The organism is Amycolatopsis sp., assembly GCF_035276945.1.
Lineage (GTDB): Bacteria > Actinomycetota > Actinomycetes > Mycobacteriales > Pseudonocardiaceae > Amycolatopsis_E.
In genome coordinates this window covers 43,092-58,351 of record NZ_DATELF010000020.1, presented here as the reverse complement: position 1 = coordinate 58,351, position 15,260 = coordinate 43,092, and the positions used below count along the sequence as shown (strand labels likewise).

The 15,260-nt window shown below is 70.1% G+C and carries 15 protein-coding genes; 5 read left to right on the top strand and 10 right to left on the bottom strand.

What is annotated here, in order from left to right:
• Positions 1-29: 29 nt before the first annotated feature.
• The 7 genes from VJT49_RS02425 to VJT49_RS02395 all read right to left on the bottom strand — a co-directional run bounded on the left by VJT49_RS02425 (position 30) and on the right by VJT49_RS02395 (position 5,690).
• Positions 30-797 carry an MBL fold metallo-hydrolase gene (locus VJT49_RS02425; RefSeq protein ID WP_324162654.1) on the bottom strand — a complete coding sequence of 256 codons (768 nt, stop codon included), beginning with the start codon at positions 795-797 and terminating at the stop codon, positions 30-32.
• A 40-nt stretch (positions 798-837) separates the two neighbouring features.
• Complete coding sequence (locus VJT49_RS02420; RefSeq protein ID WP_324162652.1) at positions 838-1,317, bottom strand: CoA-binding protein; 480 nt, start codon at positions 1,315-1,317, stop codon at positions 838-840.
• On the bottom strand, positions 1,314-2,603 hold the full coding sequence (locus tag VJT49_RS02415; protein WP_324162650.1) for an O-acetylhomoserine aminocarboxypropyltransferase/cysteine synthase family protein: 1,290 nt from the start codon (positions 2,601-2,603) through the stop codon (positions 1,314-1,316). The genes VJT49_RS02420 and VJT49_RS02415 overlap by 4 nt, the downstream gene beginning before the upstream one ends.
• Before the next feature lie 113 nt (positions 2,604-2,716).
• A complete protein-coding gene (locus VJT49_RS02410) occupies positions 2,717-3,319 on the bottom strand; it encodes a malic enzyme-like NAD(P)-binding protein (protein WP_324162648.1) in 603 nt (200 codons plus the stop codon).
• A gap of 62 nt (positions 3,320-3,381) precedes the next feature.
• On the bottom strand, positions 3,382-4,131 hold the full coding sequence (locus VJT49_RS02405; RefSeq protein ID WP_324162646.1) for an LCP family protein: 750 nt from the start codon (positions 4,129-4,131) through the stop codon (positions 3,382-3,384).
• Between the two features lie 114 nt (positions 4,132-4,245).
• On the bottom strand, positions 4,246-4,854 hold the full coding sequence (locus VJT49_RS02400) for a (2Fe-2S)-binding protein (RefSeq protein WP_324162644.1): 609 nt from the start codon (positions 4,852-4,854) through the stop codon (positions 4,246-4,248).
• Positions 4,851-5,690: a putative RNA methyltransferase gene (locus tag VJT49_RS02395; protein ID WP_324162643.1), complete on the bottom strand. Its 840-nt coding sequence runs from the start codon at positions 5,688-5,690 to the stop codon at positions 4,851-4,853. The genes VJT49_RS02400 and VJT49_RS02395 overlap by 4 nt, the downstream gene beginning before the upstream one ends.
• A gap of 305 nt (positions 5,691-5,995) precedes the next feature.
• Between VJT49_RS02395 and VJT49_RS02390 the strand changes: the two genes are divergently transcribed.
• The 3 genes from VJT49_RS02390 to VJT49_RS02380 are packed head-to-tail and all read left to right on the top strand — an operon-like array spanning position 5,996 to position 10,041.
• On the top strand, positions 5,996-7,381 hold the full coding sequence (locus VJT49_RS02390; RefSeq protein ID WP_324162641.1) for an ammonium transporter: 1,386 nt from the start codon (positions 5,996-5,998) through the stop codon (positions 7,379-7,381).
• Complete coding sequence (locus VJT49_RS02385; protein WP_091513500.1) at positions 7,378-7,716, top strand: P-II family nitrogen regulator; 339 nt, start codon at positions 7,378-7,380, stop codon at positions 7,714-7,716. Before VJT49_RS02390 ends, VJT49_RS02385 begins: the two co-directional genes overlap by 4 nt.
• A gap of 9 nt (positions 7,717-7,725) precedes the next feature.
• Entirely contained in the window at positions 7,726-10,041 is a 2,316-nt protein-coding gene (locus tag VJT49_RS02380) for a [protein-PII] uridylyltransferase (RefSeq protein WP_324162639.1), read from the top strand.
• Between the two features lie 14 nt (positions 10,042-10,055).
• On the opposite strand, the gene VJT49_RS02375 is transcribed toward VJT49_RS02380, so the two are convergent.
• Positions 10,056-11,228 (bottom strand): epoxide hydrolase, encoded by a 1,173-nt coding sequence (locus tag VJT49_RS02375; protein WP_324162637.1) that lies wholly within the window; start codon positions 11,226-11,228, stop codon positions 10,056-10,058.
• A 165-nt stretch (positions 11,229-11,393) separates the two neighbouring features.
• Here VJT49_RS02375 and VJT49_RS02370 point away from each other — a divergent pair, with 165 nt between their 5' ends.
• The gene (locus VJT49_RS02370) at positions 11,394-11,750 is read left to right on the top strand and encodes a hypothetical protein (protein WP_324162636.1); all 357 of its coding nucleotides are present in this window, start codon (positions 11,394-11,396) and stop codon (positions 11,748-11,750) included.
• Positions 11,751-11,787: 37 nt separating this feature from the next.
• The gene (locus VJT49_RS02365; RefSeq protein ID WP_324162634.1) at positions 11,788-12,669 is read left to right on the top strand and encodes a Ku protein; all 882 of its coding nucleotides are present in this window, start codon (positions 11,788-11,790) and stop codon (positions 12,667-12,669) included.
• A 297-nt stretch (positions 12,670-12,966) separates the two neighbouring features.
• Here VJT49_RS02365 and VJT49_RS02360 read toward each other — a convergent pair whose 3' ends face one another.
• Positions 12,967-13,398, bottom strand: coding sequence for a MarR family winged helix-turn-helix transcriptional regulator (locus tag VJT49_RS02360; RefSeq protein WP_324162632.1), 432 nt, complete (start codon positions 13,396-13,398; stop codon positions 12,967-12,969).
• 40 nt (positions 13,399-13,438) lie between these two features.
• Entirely contained in the window at positions 13,439-15,202 is a 1,764-nt protein-coding gene (locus VJT49_RS02355; protein ID WP_324162630.1) for an ABC transporter ATP-binding protein, read from the bottom strand.
• Between the last annotated feature and the right edge of the window lie 58 nt (positions 15,203-15,260).

The window sequence follows — 15,260 nt, the reverse complement described above, 5'->3', positions numbered from 1 at the left end:
GGCTTCACCCGCGCCGTCCCACCTGAAGTTCAGGCCTCGAGCGACCAGGTTTCGCCCGGTTCCAGCAGATGGAGGCGGTCGGTGAGGCCCGCCTCGGCGAACGCCTTGCGGACGCGGTCGGGACCTTCGCTGAAATGTTTCCAGCCGCGGGTGTGCAGCGGGATCACGTGGCGGGCTCCCAGCATCCGGGTGGCTCCCGCGGCCGCTTCGCTGGTGAGCGTGAGCGGAGCCCCGCCGAACAGCGACGTCCGGGCCGCGCCCGCGAACATCAGCGCGACGTCGACGCTCCGTAGCCGCCGCGAGATCTGCTGTACCACTTCCAGGGAAGCGTTGTCGCCGCTGACGTAGACCGTCGGGAGGTTAGCGCCGCTGAGCACGAATCCGGTGACTTCGCCGGTGACCCGCTCGGCCCCCGGTGGCCCGTGCTGCGCCGGCACGAAGGTGACCTCCACCGGGCCCAGCTTGATCGTCGCCCAGGGCGGCAGGCCCTGCGCGGTGCCGCCAAGCCGCTTGGCGCCGCTGAGCGTGGTCAAGGTCAGCAGCATCCGCTCGACCAGCTTGCGTCCCGCCGGGTCGAGGTTGTCGGCGTGCTGGTCGTGCGACAGCAGCACGGCGTCGACCTCGCCGATCTCGTCGGCGCTTATCGCGGGGTCCTCGGTCTTGGTCAGCGGACGCCCCGGCACGGTCTCGTAGACCGCTGCCGGGCTGAACGTCGGGTCGGTCAGCAACCGCTTGCCGCCGATCTCCAGCAGGGCGGTCGGCCCGCCGACGAACGTGACGCGCAGAACTTCGATCATATCAGCCGTAACTTCCCACACCCATGCATTCTTCCGCCCCTCACGGCTCGATCCGGCGGCGCGAGCTGATCACACCCGTGTTGAACCCGGCCAGATGCAGGCCTCCGGCGAACCGGGCGTGCTCGATCTTGACGCACCGGTTCATCACCACGTCGAGCCCGGCTTCCGCGCCGCGCTCGGCCGCCGCTTCATGCCACAACCCGAGCTGTAACCACAATGTGGAAGCACCCGCTTTGACGACCTCCTCCGCCACCTCCGGCAGGTCGTCGTGCTTGCGGAACACGCTGACCAGATCCACCCCCCCGGGAACATCGGCCACCGAGGCGTACACGGGCTGCCCGAGCAGTTCGTTCAGCCGGGGGTTGACGAAGTTCACCCGGTACCGGCTGGAGGACAGCAGGTAGGTGGCCACGAAGAAGCTCGGCCTGGCCGGGTTGGCCGAAGCGCCGACGAGGGTGACCGACCTCGTACGGGAAAGGATGGCCAGCCGCTGCCTGGCCGTGGGCGGAGTCCAGGTCACTGCTTCACCGCCGCGGTGAGTGCCTGGTCGATGTCCCAGAGGAGGTCGCCGACGTCTTCCAGCCCGATCGAGAGCCGGATCAGGTCCGGCGTGACCCCGCCTGCGCGCATTTGCTCGTCGGAGAGCTGCCGGTGTGTGGTCGAGGCGGGGTGGATGACCAGTGTGCGCGCGTCGCCGACGTTTGCCAGGTGAGACAGCAGTTCCACCGACTCGACGAACTTCTCGCCCGCCGCGCGCCCGCCCTTGACACCGAACGAAAACACCGCCCCCGGACCCTGGGGCAGGTACCGCTTCGCCCGCTCGTGATGCGGGTGATCGGGCAAGCCCGCGTAGCTCACCCACGCGACGCGGTCGTCCGCCGCCAGGAACTCCGCGACCGCCCGGGCGTTGGCCACCTGCGCGTCCATCCGCTGCGGCAGCGTCTCGACTCCCTGCAGCAGCAGGAACGCCGAGTGCGGGGACAGCGCCGCCCCGATGTCCCGCAACTGCTCGGCCCGCAGTCGCGTGCAGAACGCGTACTCGCCGAAGTTCTCCCAGTACTTCAGCCCGCCGTAGGAGTCGACGGTTTCGGTCATCCTCGGGAACTTCCCGTTGCCCCAGTCGAACTTGCCGGACTCGACCACGACCCCGCCGAGTGTGGTGCCGTGCCCGCCGAGGAACTTGGTCGCCGAATGGAGCACGATGTCGGCGCCGTGCTCGATCGGGCGGCACAGGTACGGCGTGGCCAGCGTCGCGTCGACGACCAGCGGGATGTCGTGCGCGTGCGCGAGGTCGGCGAGACCGGCGAGGTCGGCGATGCCGCCGCCCGGGTTGCCGATGACCTCGGTGTAGATCAGGCGCGTCTGGTCGGTGATGGCGGCGGCGTAGCCGTCCAGCCCATCGCCGGACACGAACGTCGTCCGCACCCCGAACCGGCGCAAGGTGCCGTCGAGTTGGGTGACCGTGCCGCCGTAGAGCCCACTCGCCGACACGATGTGCTGCCCCGCTTCGGTCAGCGCGGCGAAGGTCAGGAACTCGGCGGCCTGGCCGCTGCTGGTGGCCACCCCGCCGATGGCGCCTTCGAGGCTGGCAAGGCGCTCTTCGAAGGCGCTCACGGTCGGATTGCCGATGCGGCTGTAGATGTTGCCGTACTTCTGCAGGGCGAACAGGTTCGCCGCGTCGGCCGCGTCCTCGAACACGAAGCTCGTGGTCTGGTAGATCGGCACCGCGCGGGCCCCGGTGGCCGGATCGGGCGTGCCACCGGCGTGCAGGGCGCGGGTGCGGAAGCCCCAACTGCGATCACTCACACGGCTGACCGTACCCACTCACTCAGGATGGGGCTATTTCTTCCAGTGGACGGACTTGCCGAACATCCCCCGAGCCGTGTGGTCACGTGGTGGCGGCAGGCGGATCCGGCACCTCATCGCGTCCTAAGTGGACTTTTCGTCACGACTGGCCGGGCCACCACATGGCGTCCTGCACGGCCCGCAACCGACTTGTCGATTTCCCTGCTCGCGACATCCTCGTCGAGCGTGGCCCGCACCACGGCCACCGCCGCCGAGGACGCGTGCAGGTTCTTGACCGGCGGCAACAGCGCGGCCCCGGGGTCGGCGGTATCGACCTGCCCCGCGACCGCTTCGGCCGGCAGCGTCCCGGGGGTCACTTTCCGCGCGCCGGCCATGATGGTGCCGAGGCCGAGACCCGGGTAGAACAGCGCGTTGTTCGCCTGCTCGATGGTGTACCGCACACCGTCGTACTCCACCGGAGCGACCGGGATACCGGCCGCGGTCAGTACCTTTCCGTCCGACCAGCGGATGAGGTCTTCGGGCATGGCTTCGATGCGCGAGGTCGGGTTGGACAGGCGCGTTCGGCCTGCTGCCCCAGCGTCAGCACGGCCGCGGGGCAGCCGCCCGGTGAGCCACAGCTCCGCTCGTTCGGCTTCGGTGAACGCCACGGTCGGGTCGCGGACGGGATCGAGCAACACTTCGGGCACGGTCGGACCCCGGCGAGCGGACACGCTCATCGGACAGCTCTCTCCTGTTCGGTTCGCTCCTCACCGGGACGGGTGCCCCGCCCGAGGCCTTTTCACGCTGGAGGCGGTGGGAGGTCCTGACGGAGAGCCGTCCAAAGGGCCTCGCGGCGAGGGTCGGCGGGCAGCGTTCTGAAGGCGATGTGGGACGGCTCGAGATCGGCCACGCTGCGGGCGAGACCGAGCAGATCAGGTAATGAGCCGAGCCCCGAGTCGGTGGTCAGCGCCCTGGTGACGGTGTCCGCGATCTCCACCAGCTTCACCGGGTTGACCAGCAGGCCGGAGCCGATCACCGCCTTGGGAAGGTCGAGTTGGCCGTCATCGCCGTGGATGGTGCGGCCAAGTGCCCCGGCAAGCCTGGTGAAGCACGAGAAGTCGAGGTCAAGCAGGTGGTCGACGCGGACGTCGCTGAGCCGTTCGACGGTCTTGACCACACATACCGGGCCGCCCACGGAGTAGGCCGTGCCGAAGACGACAGCGGCCGCCGGGGGAGCGGTGCCCCCGTCCTGGAGCGGGCAGGCGGGCCGGGGCACCACGGTGTCGCGCGGGATGGTGACGACGATGGCACTCGTACGCTCCTGGGCGAGGTGCACGAACATCGCGGTCTCGGCGCGGGCGCCGCCCGAGTTCGAGCCGAGCAGCAGGATGTTCAGCGCGCCGGGGGCGTCCCGTGCCGGTCGATCGTCACCGAGCACCCTGTCGACGTCGATCGCCGTGATATTGGTGTCAAGACGGGTGTAGGCCAGCAAACCGGCGAGGGTGATCGTGACCGCGGTGACGGTGGCCGCTTTCCAGGCGAAGCCCATTGCGGAGATCACCTCCCGAAATCCGGATGATCCCGGCTTTTCCGAAGTGTAGGGGACAAGCAACCGTTTCGCGTGAATTCCTTTCCCGGGGAATTGCCGGAAATGATGGTGTGACTATCCGAGTGCCGTACGCAGGCGACGGTCGCGATCGGCGGGATGCTGGCGCGGGCAGCTCGTGCATTTGGGCAGGCCCACCTGGTAGATCAGGCAGCAGGAGGCCCGGCGTACAACGCGGTTCGAGCCTATGAGGACGTAACGCGGCCGTGGCATCCGTTGGCCGATCGCGGCGATCAGCGGTTCCGCGCGTTCGGGGGCGCCGGAGAAGAGCAGGCGGTTGGCGATGGAATCGGTCGCGATCGCGCGCAAGGCGGGGGAGCGGGCGCCGCTGACCGCCTCGACGCCTGCGATCGCCGATTCGAGCGTTTCGCCCAGCGCTTTGCCCAGCTTGTCCTGGCTGCCGTCGAACGGCCGGCCCGATCGGGCGCCGAGGAGCCGCCCGTCGTCGGTGACGTCCAGCGTGACCGAGGACAGCGCGGGGTCCAGCGCCCGCCCGGTGCTCGCCAGGGCTTCCAGCGTGGGCGCGACCAGCACGGACGACGCCGAGTACCACCAGATCGTGCCGAGGACCCCGGCCGGTGCGCAGCCGTACCGTCGCGCCGCGAGGCCGAGTTGTGCCCGCAGCCAGGCAGGGTCGGTGATGGCTGTCGCCGGTACCGCGCTCACTTCGCCAACCTACGCGGCCGGTAAACGGAGATCAGGAACGCCGTGGTCACCTCGATCGCTTCGGCGACCTGGTCGAGACGCCTCAGCCGCCGGGGATGGTGCGCGCTCGGCCCCATCAGCACGGCCCGTCGCACGTCGTCCGGGGGAAGGGTCACCCGCCGGACGGCCTCCTGCCTGCCCAGCGGCTCGAACTGCCCGCCGAGGCGGTCGTCCAGCCGCTCGTCCTTGCGCCCGTCGACCCCGAGCAGGTCCACCACCGAAGCCAGTTCCCGCAGGTGCCCGGCCAGCGGCGACACCACGACGAGCAGCCCGTCCGGCCGGAGCACCCGGCGGAACTCGGGGCCGTTCCGCGGTGCGAACACGTTCAGCAGCACCGACGCCGATCCGCTCGCTACCGGCCACGGCTCCCACAGGTTCCACGTCACCGCGCCCAGCCGTTCGTGTGCCTTGGCGGCGCGGCGCAGGGCCACCGCCGACACGTCCAGGGCGAGCCCGGTCGCCGTGGGCAGCCGGTCGAGAACGCGCGCCAGGTGGTAGCCCGTGCCGGCCCCGGCGTCGACGACCAGGCCGGTTCCGGCCGTGGCCACCTGGCCGGCGACGAGATCGGCCAGTTCCGAGTAGTACCCGGCGGCGAGGAATTCCACCCTGGCGGCCACCATCTCCGTGGTGTCGGCGGTCCCGGCGGGCACTCGCGCGTGCAGCATGTTGACGTATCCCTGCTTGGCGAGATCGAAGGAATGCCGGCGCGCGCACCGCACCGCCCGTCCGGCGAGCTCGACCGGCTCACCGCACACCGAGCACCGAAGCGCCTGAGTGACCGCGGCGGGGAGCGTCATGGGACCCATCTCAACAGACCGCGGCCGGGTCCCTTCCTCCCCCCGGAGCCATCCGTTGAATCCGATGGCCGTCACCCCGCTGGCGCAATCGGCGGACCACGCGGGCGCGGACCGTGACACACCGACAGGTGTCACTCACCGTATCTGACTACGACGTTTCGTAGACCCAGGTTATCAGGGAGGTAACAGGAAACGTGCTCGTAACAAGAGCGCCCGGACAGTTCACCCCGCTGAAACCTCGCAAGCCTTCCCGTGAAACACGGCAAACCAAAACTCCCGCCCATATCCGGAACCGGGAGGACAATGTGCTGAACGCAGGAGACACCGCATGGGTGTTGGCCAGCGCCGCGCTGGTCATGCTCATGACACCAGGATTGGCGTTCTTCTACGGCGGGATGGTCCGCTCGAAGAGCGTCCTGAACATGCTCATGATGAATTTCATCTGTCTGGCCATCGTGTCGGTGCTGTGGATCCTGTACGGCTTTGGCGAGTCGTTCAGCAGCGACGCGTTCGGCGGATTGATCGGTAACTTCGCCAACGCGGGAATGGCCGACACCTGGGGTCACCTGGCCGGCTTCGCCGCCACGGCGACCAGCAGCACTCCCGCGGTGCCGTGGCCGGGCCCGGACGCCCTGCCGGTGCTCGCCTTCGTGATGTTCCAGCTGATGTTCGCGGTGATCACCCCGGCGCTGATCTCGGGCGCGATCGCCGACCGCGCGAAGTTCTGGGGCTGGGCGCTGTTCGTGATCCTCTGGGTCACCGTGGTGTACTTCCCGGTGGCGCACTGGGTGTTCTCGTTCGACGGCTTCATGGGCCCCGACGCGGTAGGTGGCTGGATTTCCAGCAGGCTGAAGGCACTCGACTTCGCCGGTGGTACCGCGGTGCACATCAACGCCGGTGCCGCGGGCCTGGCGCTGGCGATCGTGCTCGGCAAGCGCAAGGGCTGGCCGAAGGACACCGGCCGCCCGCACAACGTACCGTTCGTCCTGCTCGGTGCCGCCCTGCTGTGGTTCGGCTGGTACGGCTTCAACGCCGGTTCGGCGCTGTCCGCGGGTGACCTGGCGGGCGTCGCGTTCACCAACACCACCGTCGCCACCGCGGCCGCGGTGCTCGGCTGGCTGCTGGTGGAGCAGATCAAGTTCGGCAAGCCGACCACCCTCGGCGCTGCCTCGGGCGCGGTGGCCGGCCTGGTCGCCATCACCCCGGCTTGTGGTTTCGTGACCCCGCTCGGCGCGATCGTGATCGGTGTGCTCGCCGGTGCCATCTGCGCGCTGGCGGTCAGCCTGAAGTACAAGTTCGGCTTCGACGACTCGCTCGACGTGGTCGGTGTGCACCTGTTCGGCGGTCTCGTCGGCACCCTGCTGATCGGCTTCTTCGGCACCACCAGCGTGAACGCCCTCGGCGCGGACGGGCTGTTCTACGGCGGTGGCCTGACGCTGCTCGGCAAGCAGGCGGCCGCGGCGTTCGCCGTCATGGGTTACTCGTTCGTGTTGAGCCTGATCATCGGCTTCGTCATCAAGGCCGCGGGCGGGTTCCGGGTCAGCACCGAGGACGAGGTCAGTGGCATCGACGAGGCGCAGCACGCGGAAAGCGCGTATGACTTTGTCGGGTCCGCCATCGGTCACGGCGCGCACGCCCCCGCCCCGGCACCGTCCAAGGACGGCGCGGCCCTGGAAGGAAGCAAGGCATGAAGCTGATCACCGCCATCGTCAAGCCGTTCACCCTCGACGACATCCGCGCGGCGCTGGAGCAGTTGGGCGCGCTCGGCATGACGGTCAGCGAAGTGCAGGGGTACGGCAGGCAGAAGGGCCACACGGAGGTCTACCGCGGCGCCGAGTACGCGGTCGACTTCGTGGCCAAGCTCCGGGTCGAGGTCGTCACCGACGACGCGAACGTGGAAAAGGTCATCGAGGCCATCGTCAACGCCGCGCACACCGGCAAGATCGGTGACGGCAAGGTGTGGGTGACGCCCGTGGAGACCGTCGTCCGGGTGCGCACCGGCGAACGCGGCACGGACGCGCTCTAGGCGGGGGAGATGGTTCTCGGGGGGGAACTCGCCAAGGCGACCAACCGGCTGCTGGAAGGCCGGCACGGGCGGCTCGGCGCCGCGGCGTTACGCGCCGCCCTGGTCGACCTTTACGAGTTCTGGTTGAGCAAGGCCGCCGCGGCGGCCGGCGTGGACACCGCCGAACCCGGTGTCGCGCTGGTCGCCGTCGGCGGTCTCGGCCGTCGTGAGCTGACGCCGTTTTCCGACCTCGACCTGGTCCTGGTGCACGACCAGAACCCGAAGGTCGCCGAAATCGCCGACGCGTTGTGGTACCCGCTGTGGGACGCGCGTGTCGGCCTCGACCACGCGGTCCGCACTCCCAGCGAGGCGTTGCAGGTGGCCTCGGAGGATCTGCGGACCGCGATGGGCCTGCTCGACACCCGGCATCTGGCCGGCGACGCCGAGCTCAGCGGGCGACTGGCCGCCGCGGCGCGCGACCAGTGGCGCCGCACGGCCCGCAAACGCCTGCCCGAGCTGATCTCCTCGGCCCGTCAACGCTGGCAGCGCAGCGGTGAGATCGCGCAGTCCGCCGAACCCGACCTGAAGTACGGTCGCGGCGGGCTGCGCGATCTCGGCATCCTCGACGCGCTGGCGATCGCGCAACTGATCGACCGTCCCGGCGAGGAACTACGGGAAGCTCGGGGACTGCTGCTCGACGTGCGTACCGAGATGCGCCGCGAGCTCAGGCGTGACCGTGACGTGCTCGGCGCCGCAGACGCCGAGCTGGTCGCCGCCGAGCTGGGGTTCGGTGACCGGTTCACCTTGGCGCGCAGGCTTTCCGGCGCGGGCCGCGCGGTCAGCTACGCGGTCGACGTCGCGCTTCGCTCCAATGTGGACGCACCGAGGGGACGGTTCGGCAGGCGTCCCAGCCGGACCCCGCTCGACGAGGGAGTGGTGTTGCACGGCAACGAGGTCGCGCTCGCCAGGGACGCGGTGCCGGCCAGGGACCCCGCGTTGCTGCTGCGCGTCGCGGCGGCCTCGGCGCGGACCGGCATGCCCATCGCCCACGGCACCTTGCGCACCCTCGCGGACTCGGCGCCGGAACTGCGCACGCCGTGGCCGATCGACGCCAGGGACGCGCTCACCGAAATGCTCGGCGCCGGTGAAGGACTGGTCGACGCCGTCGAGGCGCTGGACCGGACCGGACTGTGGGCCAGGCTGTTCCCGGAATGGGGCGCGATCCGTGATCTCCCGCCCCGGTCCCCGGTGCACACCTGGACCGTGGACCGCCACCTGGTCCAGACCTGTGTGGAGGCGGCCAAACTCACCACCACCGTGGGCCGCCCGGATCTGCTGCTGCTCAGTGCCCTCCTGCACGACATCGGCAAGGGCCGCGAAGTGGACCATTCCGAGCTGGGCGCGGCGATCTCGGCCCAGGTCGCGCGCCGGATCGGGCTCTCCGACTCGGACGCGGCGATCGTGTCGGCCACGGTGCGGCACCACCTGCTGCTGCCCCACACGGCCACCCGCCGTGACATCGAGGAACCGACCACGATCAACCGCATCGTCAAGACGGTGGACAACGACGTCGTGCTCCTCGAGTTGCTGCACGCGCTCACCCAGGCGGATTCGCTCGCCACCGGGCCCGGGATGTGGACGGACTGGAAGGCCGGACTCGTGGCCAACCTGGTGGCCCGCTGCCGTCAGGTCGTGCAGGGCAAGGGATTCAGCGCGCCCGAGCCGCTCGAGGCGAGCCAGCGCGAACTGGTCGCGACCGCGGTGCGCACGGGCCGTGGCGAGGTGGAGATCTCCTCCGACGGCAACATGGCGACGGTCGTGCTCGCCGTGCCGGCGCGTACCGAGCTGCTGGCGCCCGCCGCCGGCGTGCTCGCGTTGAACTCGCTCGAAGTGCACACCGCGACACTGCGCGGACACGGCGGCGGGCGGGTCGGAATCTTCACCGCTTCGCCCAAGTTCGGGTCACTGCCCGACCGCTCACTGCTGCGGGAGCAGTTCGCCCGCGCGGTGGCCGGCGGGCTCGCGCTGGAGCAGAAACTTGCCGCGAAGGAACGGGACTACCTGGTACCCGTGCGCGCCGCGGCCGAGCCGAAGGTGCTGTGGTTCGACGACGAGACCAGTGGCTCGACCACCGTGGTCCTGGAACTGCGGGCGAACGACCGGATCGGGCTGCTGTACCGGGTGGCCGGCGCGCTGCAGAGGGCCGAGGCCGAGGTGCGGTGGGCGAAGGTCGCGACGCTCGGCGGCGCCGTGGTCGACTCGTTCGCGGTGTCTCCGCGCAACGGGCGGTTGGACCAGGCATGGCGCCAGCGCGTGGAGCAGGCGGTACTGGTGGTCACGGGTTAGCCGCTAACCCAGGGCTAACCCGTGACGGTGCGGTAGGGACGGAAGAACGCGCGCAGCTCCTCCGCGTACAGCTCGGGCTCCTCGAACGGCGCGAAGTGCCCGCCGCGCGCGGGCTCGGTCACCCGCACGACGTTCGCCGTGCGGTCGAGCCACGCCCGCGGCGGGCGGATGATGTCGCCGGGGAAGAGGGAGAAGCCGGACGGCACCTCGACCCGGCGGGCGTGCTGTGCGGGCGGGATCCCGGCGTTCGCGCGGTACATGCGCATCGACGAGCCGATCGTCCCCGTGAGCCAGTAGATCGTGACGTTCGTGAGAATCTCGTCCTTCGTGAAGCGCCGCTCGATGTCGCTGTCACAGTCGCTCCACGCCCGGAGCTTCTCGACGATCCACGCGGCAAGCCCGGCCGGCGAGTCGGTGAGCCCGAAGGCGGCCGTCTGGGGCTTCGTGCGGTGCATGGCGGCGTAGGCGCCCTCGGCCGCGCCCCAAGCCGCGGCGCCCTCGAGCCAGGCGCGCTCCTCGGGTGCGAGGTCCGCCGGGTCGCCGGTGAAAACGGGCAGGCCCGCGTCGGTGCGGTGGACGGCCACGACCCGGTCGGGGTGGTCGAGCCCGAGATAGCGGCTCACATGGCTGCCGATGTCCCCGCCCGCCGCGCCGAACCGCTTGTAGCCGAGGACGCCCATGAGCTCGGCCCACAAACCGGCGACGGCGATGGCGTCCAGCGGCGGGCCGGCGGGGCGGTCGGAGTACCCATAGCCCGGCATGTCGGGCACGACCACGTCGAACGCGTCGGCGGGATCGGCGCCGTGCGCGCCGGGGTCGGTCAGGAGCGGGATGACCTTCGCGTAGCGCCAGAACGAGTCCGGCCAGCCGTGGCTGAGGACCAGCGGCAGGACGGGCCCGGCCCGCGTGACGGCCCGGACGTGCGCGAAGTGGATCCGGACGCCGGCGAGCGGGACGCGGAAGCGGGGGAGCCGGGCGAGCGCCGCCTCCTGCGCCGGCCAGTCGAACCCGTCGGCCCAGTAAGCGACGAGCTCGCGGAGGTAGGCGAGGTCGGTCCCGAGCGACCACCCGGCGTCCTCGGGCATGTCCGGCCAGCGCGTCGCACGGAGCCTCGCGCGGAGGTCCTCCAGCGCCGCGGGGACGGTCCGCGGGGTGAACGGCTCGGGACGGGGCGGGGCGTCCGGCATGCGGCTCATCCTACTGGCCGCGGTGCGCTACTCCGCGAACACGCTGAGCAAGCGCCCAGGCCGGCCGCGCCCACGACCAGGCCCCGGGGATCCGTCGCGATCAAGGCGTGATTTTCGCGCGTGTCGCGCCGGGAGATCAGCGGGCGCGATGGCAGGATGTCCGCCATGCCGGAGCTCGAGCCGTCCGTCCTCCCGGTCACGGTGGCCGCGTCCCACCTGCGGGCCTGCGCCGCGGAACTGTCCACCGCCGAGGCCACCAGCCTCGGCGAACTCACCGCGGTGATCGGTGACGTGGTCGCCGCGCAGCGTCACCTTTCGGGGGCGCTGGCCGCACTGGCCGGCCGCGTGCACGACGGGCGGGACAGCACGCTGGCCGCCGTCCCGTCGCCCGAACTCGCGGCACTCGCCGAGATACTCCAAGCGGCGGCAAGCGCTCTCGGCTATTCGGCCGACGCGCTGACCGAAAGCGCGCCGCTCGCCCGGTCGCTGGCCGAATTCGCGGGCACGGACACCCGTTTGTAGCTATTAGTTCCGCACGTGCGCTCGATATCCTTTTCGAATGCGCACAGTGTGGAAGGGCACGATCGGTCTGGGCAGTTCGGCCATTCCGGTGAAGGCCTATGCCGCGACGGAGGACCACGGCACGCCGCTGCACCAGCTCCACCTGACCGACGGCGGGCGGCTGCGGCAGAAGCGGGTGTGCGAGGTCGACGGCGCCGAGATCCCGCCCGGTGAGGTCGGCAAGGGCTACACCCTGCCCGGCGGTGACGTGGTGGTCCTGACCGACGAGGATCTGGCGTCCCTGCCCCTGTCCTCGGCGCATTCGATCCAGGTGCTCGGCTTCGTCCGCCTGGCGCAGATCGACCCGGTCTACTTCATCAAGAGCTACTACCTGGAGCCGGAGGTGCCGGCGACCAAGCCGTACGTGCTGCTGGCCGAGGCGCTGCGGCAGGCGGACCGGGTGGCGGTGGTGAAGGTGACCATCCGGCAGCGGGAGACGCTGGGTACGCTCCGCGTGCGTGACCAGGTGATCATGCTCGACACGATGCACTGGCCCGACGAGATCCGCCGCCCGGACTTCCCGTTCCTGCACGAGGACGTCGACGTGCGCCCGCCTCATCTGCGCGCGGCGGCGAACCTCATCGAGAACCTGTCCCGCGACTTCGAGCCCGGTCTTTACACCGACAGCTACAGCGAGGCGTTGAGCGCGCTGATCGAGGCCAGGATCGAAGGCCGCGAAGTGGTCCAGCCGACCGCGGAGACCCAGGACAAGGGTGTCGAGGTGTTGCTCGAGGCGCTGCAGGAAAGCGCCCAGGACCGCGCCGACGCCGACGCCGCGGTAGCGAAGGCCAAGGCGGCGTCGGAGAAGGCGAAGAGCGCCCGGTCGGCGGCGCGCAAGGCCGCTTCGAAGCCGAAGTCGGCGTCCAAGTCCCGGCGCTGACCCTCCCGGATCGAACTTTTCCGCCTGATCTCGCGTCATATGCCGAGACGGCACGTGTCACACGGGTGCGCATCGGCGCGGCCGGAACGGAACCTGAGTAGATCTACGCAACGCTACTTGGGGGTGTTCACGCTGCCGGCTCCACCTCCCGCAGGGCAGGCTGAGGACATCGCACGAGAGGTTGTCCGGCCGCCAGGTCACCGGGTGCTGGGGGTCCGGTGAGCGAGGTGTTCCGGCGGCCTCGGCGCGACACGTGCGGGTGGCTCGGCGAGGGGGCGAGCCACCCGCACGCGGGTGTCACAAGTCCGCCACACGCATCATCAGTTTCGCGGCCATCCCCAGCAGGTCCTGCTCGGTCTCGGTCAGCGTCTCGGCCATCGCCGCGGCCAGCCACCGCTCCCGCTGTTCGCTGTAGGCGCGCAGGGTTTGCAGCCCGCGGTCGGTGATGTCCACCAGTACCTGACGCCCGTCCTCGGGGTCGCGCCCGCGCGAGATGAGGCCGTCGCGGTCCAGCGCGGCGAGGACGCGGGTGAGCGACTGGGGCTGGATCTTTTCGGCTTCGGCGAGTGCTTTCGGGGTGTGCGTGCCCGCCCGGTACAGCCGGCTGAGTACCGACAGCACCAGCGGGCTCGGGCCGCCGCGGTCCCGTTCGGCTCGCATGCGCCAGTTGAGCCTGCCCACGCCTTCCCGTACGACACGGGAAAGCTCGGTCAGGTCGCGCTCGGGCATACCTCGGAATTCTAGGGTGGTGGTGGGAAGGGGGCCGGCCCTAGTGCAGGGCCGCGGCCAGCCTGGCGTAGCGACCACCCAGTGCGGACAGTTCCGCATGGGTGCCGCGTTCGACGATCCGGCCCGCGTCCAGCACCACGATCTGGTCGGCGTTTTCCACAGTGGACAGCCGGTGTGCGATGGTGACGGTCGTGCGTCGTGCGGCCAGCCGGTCCAGCTCGGCCTGCACCGCGGCCTCGGTCCGGTTGTCCAGCGAGCTGGTGGCCTCGTCGAGGACGAGGACCGGCGGGTTCCGCAGCAGAACCCGGGCGATGGCCATCCGCTGCTTCTCGCCTCCGGAGAACCGGTACCCCCGCTGGCCCACCATGGTGTCGTAACCGTCGGGCAGCCCGGCCAATGTTTCGTGGATGTGCGCGGCCTTGGCGGCCTCTTCGATCTCTTCGTCGGTCGCGTCCGGCTTGGCGAACCGCAGGTTTTCGCGCACGGTCGCGTGGAACAGGTAGGTCTCCTGGGAGACCATGCCCACCGCGGCGGCCAGCGAGTCGAGCGTGACGTCGCGGATGTCGACGCCGTCGATCAGTACCTGGCCCTCGGCCGGGTCGTACAGCCTCGCGACCAGGTAGGCGAGCGTGGTCTTGCCCGAACCCGTGGCGCCGACCAGCGCGGTGGTGGATCCACCGGGAATCTCCAGGTCGATTTCCCGCAGAGTCGGGGCGTCTCCGTAGCTGAAGGACACCTCGGACAGCCGCACGGTTCCCCGCGACACCTCGAGTTGCTTGGCGTCTGTCCGCTCGGTGATCTCCAGCGGCAGGTCCAGCACCTCGAAGATGCGGGCGAACAACGCGGTCGACGTGGCGAAGTTCTGGCCGATCGACTGCATCGCGGTGGCCGGCCCGACCAGCCGGTTGAGCATGCTGGTGAAGGCCACGACGGTGCCGATCGTGGTCGGGCTCGCGCCGCCGGCCAGTGCGATCCCGGCGAGCCAGTACACGATCGCCGGGACGCTGGTGAGGGCGATCCGCCGGGCGGCCAGCTGCCATCGCCCGGCCAGCGCCGACTCCCGTTCCAGCCGGGAGATCTCGCGGGACTCGGCCGCGAACCTTTCCCGCAGCTGGCGGGCGTTGCCCATGGTTTTGGTGAGCAGGACGCCCGACACCGACAGCGACTCCTCGACCATGGTGGTCAGCCGGGCGAGCCTGGCCTGCCTGCCGCGGGCCAGCGAACGGCGCCTGCGCCCGAGCCGCAGGGTGAACAGCAGGAACAGCGGCACGACGATCAGGCCGAGGATGGCCAGCTGCCAGTCGAGGACCACCAGCGCCACGGCGATGGCCAGCGTGGTGATCCCGTTCTGGACCACCGAGCTCGCGGTCGTGTTGACGACGTTGTCCACGCCGCCGATGTCGTTGAAGACACGGGAGAGCACCTCTCCGGTGCGGGTGCGGGTGAAGAAGGCCAGCGACATCTTCTGCAGGTGGCCGTAGACCGAGACGCGCAGGTCGTTCATCACGAACTGGCCGATCGTGTTCGCCAGGCCGGTGGTGGCCACGCTGAGCGCGCCGCTGCCCAGCGAGGAGGCGAGCATCCCGAGCGCGAGCAGGCTGATCAGCAGCGTGTCGCGGTGGGGCAGGGCGGTGTCGAGGATTTCGCGCAGGAAGAACGGCGCGGCCACGCCCAGGCCCGCCTGGACCACGATCACGGCCAGCAGCCCGGCCAGCCGCCGCCGGTAGGGGCGGAACAGCGCGAAGATCCGGCCCAGCGGAACCCGTTGATCGACGTCGTGCGCCGGTTCGGTCAATGAGGTCATAAACGTCAGCGTACTAATTTGGCTTCACAGGGCCAAAATGTTTGCACGAACTGCAAGA

Coding starts and splice junctions, on each gene's coding strand:
- VJT49_RS02425 (WP_324162654.1), bottom strand. CDS start 797: ATGATCGAAGTTCTGCGCGTCACGTTCGTCGGCGGGCCGACCGCCCTG.
- VJT49_RS02410 (WP_324162648.1), bottom strand. CDS start 3,319: ATGAGCGTGTCCGCTCGCCGGGGTCCGACCGTGCCCGAAGTGTTGCTC.
- VJT49_RS02405 (WP_324162646.1), bottom strand. CDS start 4,131: ATGGGCTTCGCCTGGAAAGCGGCCACCGTCACCGCGGTCACGATCACC.
- VJT49_RS02395 (WP_324162643.1), bottom strand. CDS start 5,690: ATGACGCTCCCCGCCGCGGTCACTCAGGCGCTTCGGTGCTCGGTGTGC.
- VJT49_RS02385 (WP_091513500.1), top strand. CDS start 7,378: ATGAAGCTGATCACCGCCATCGTCAAGCCGTTCACCCTCGACGACATC.
- VJT49_RS02380 (WP_324162639.1), top strand. CDS start 7,726: ATGGTTCTCGGGGGGGAACTCGCCAAGGCGACCAACCGGCTGCTGGAA.
- VJT49_RS02375 (WP_324162637.1), bottom strand. CDS start 11,228: ATGCCGGACGCCCCGCCCCGTCCCGAGCCGTTCACCCCGCGGACCGTC.
- VJT49_RS02370 (WP_324162636.1), top strand. CDS start 11,394: ATGCCGGAGCTCGAGCCGTCCGTCCTCCCGGTCACGGTGGCCGCGTCC.
- VJT49_RS02365 (WP_324162634.1), top strand. CDS start 11,788: ATGCGCACAGTGTGGAAGGGCACGATCGGTCTGGGCAGTTCGGCCATT.
- VJT49_RS02360 (WP_324162632.1), bottom strand. CDS start 13,398: ATGCCCGAGCGCGACCTGACCGAGCTTTCCCGTGTCGTACGGGAAGGC.
- VJT49_RS02355 (WP_324162630.1), bottom strand. CDS start 15,202: ATGACCTCATTGACCGAACCGGCGCACGACGTCGATCAACGGGTTCCG.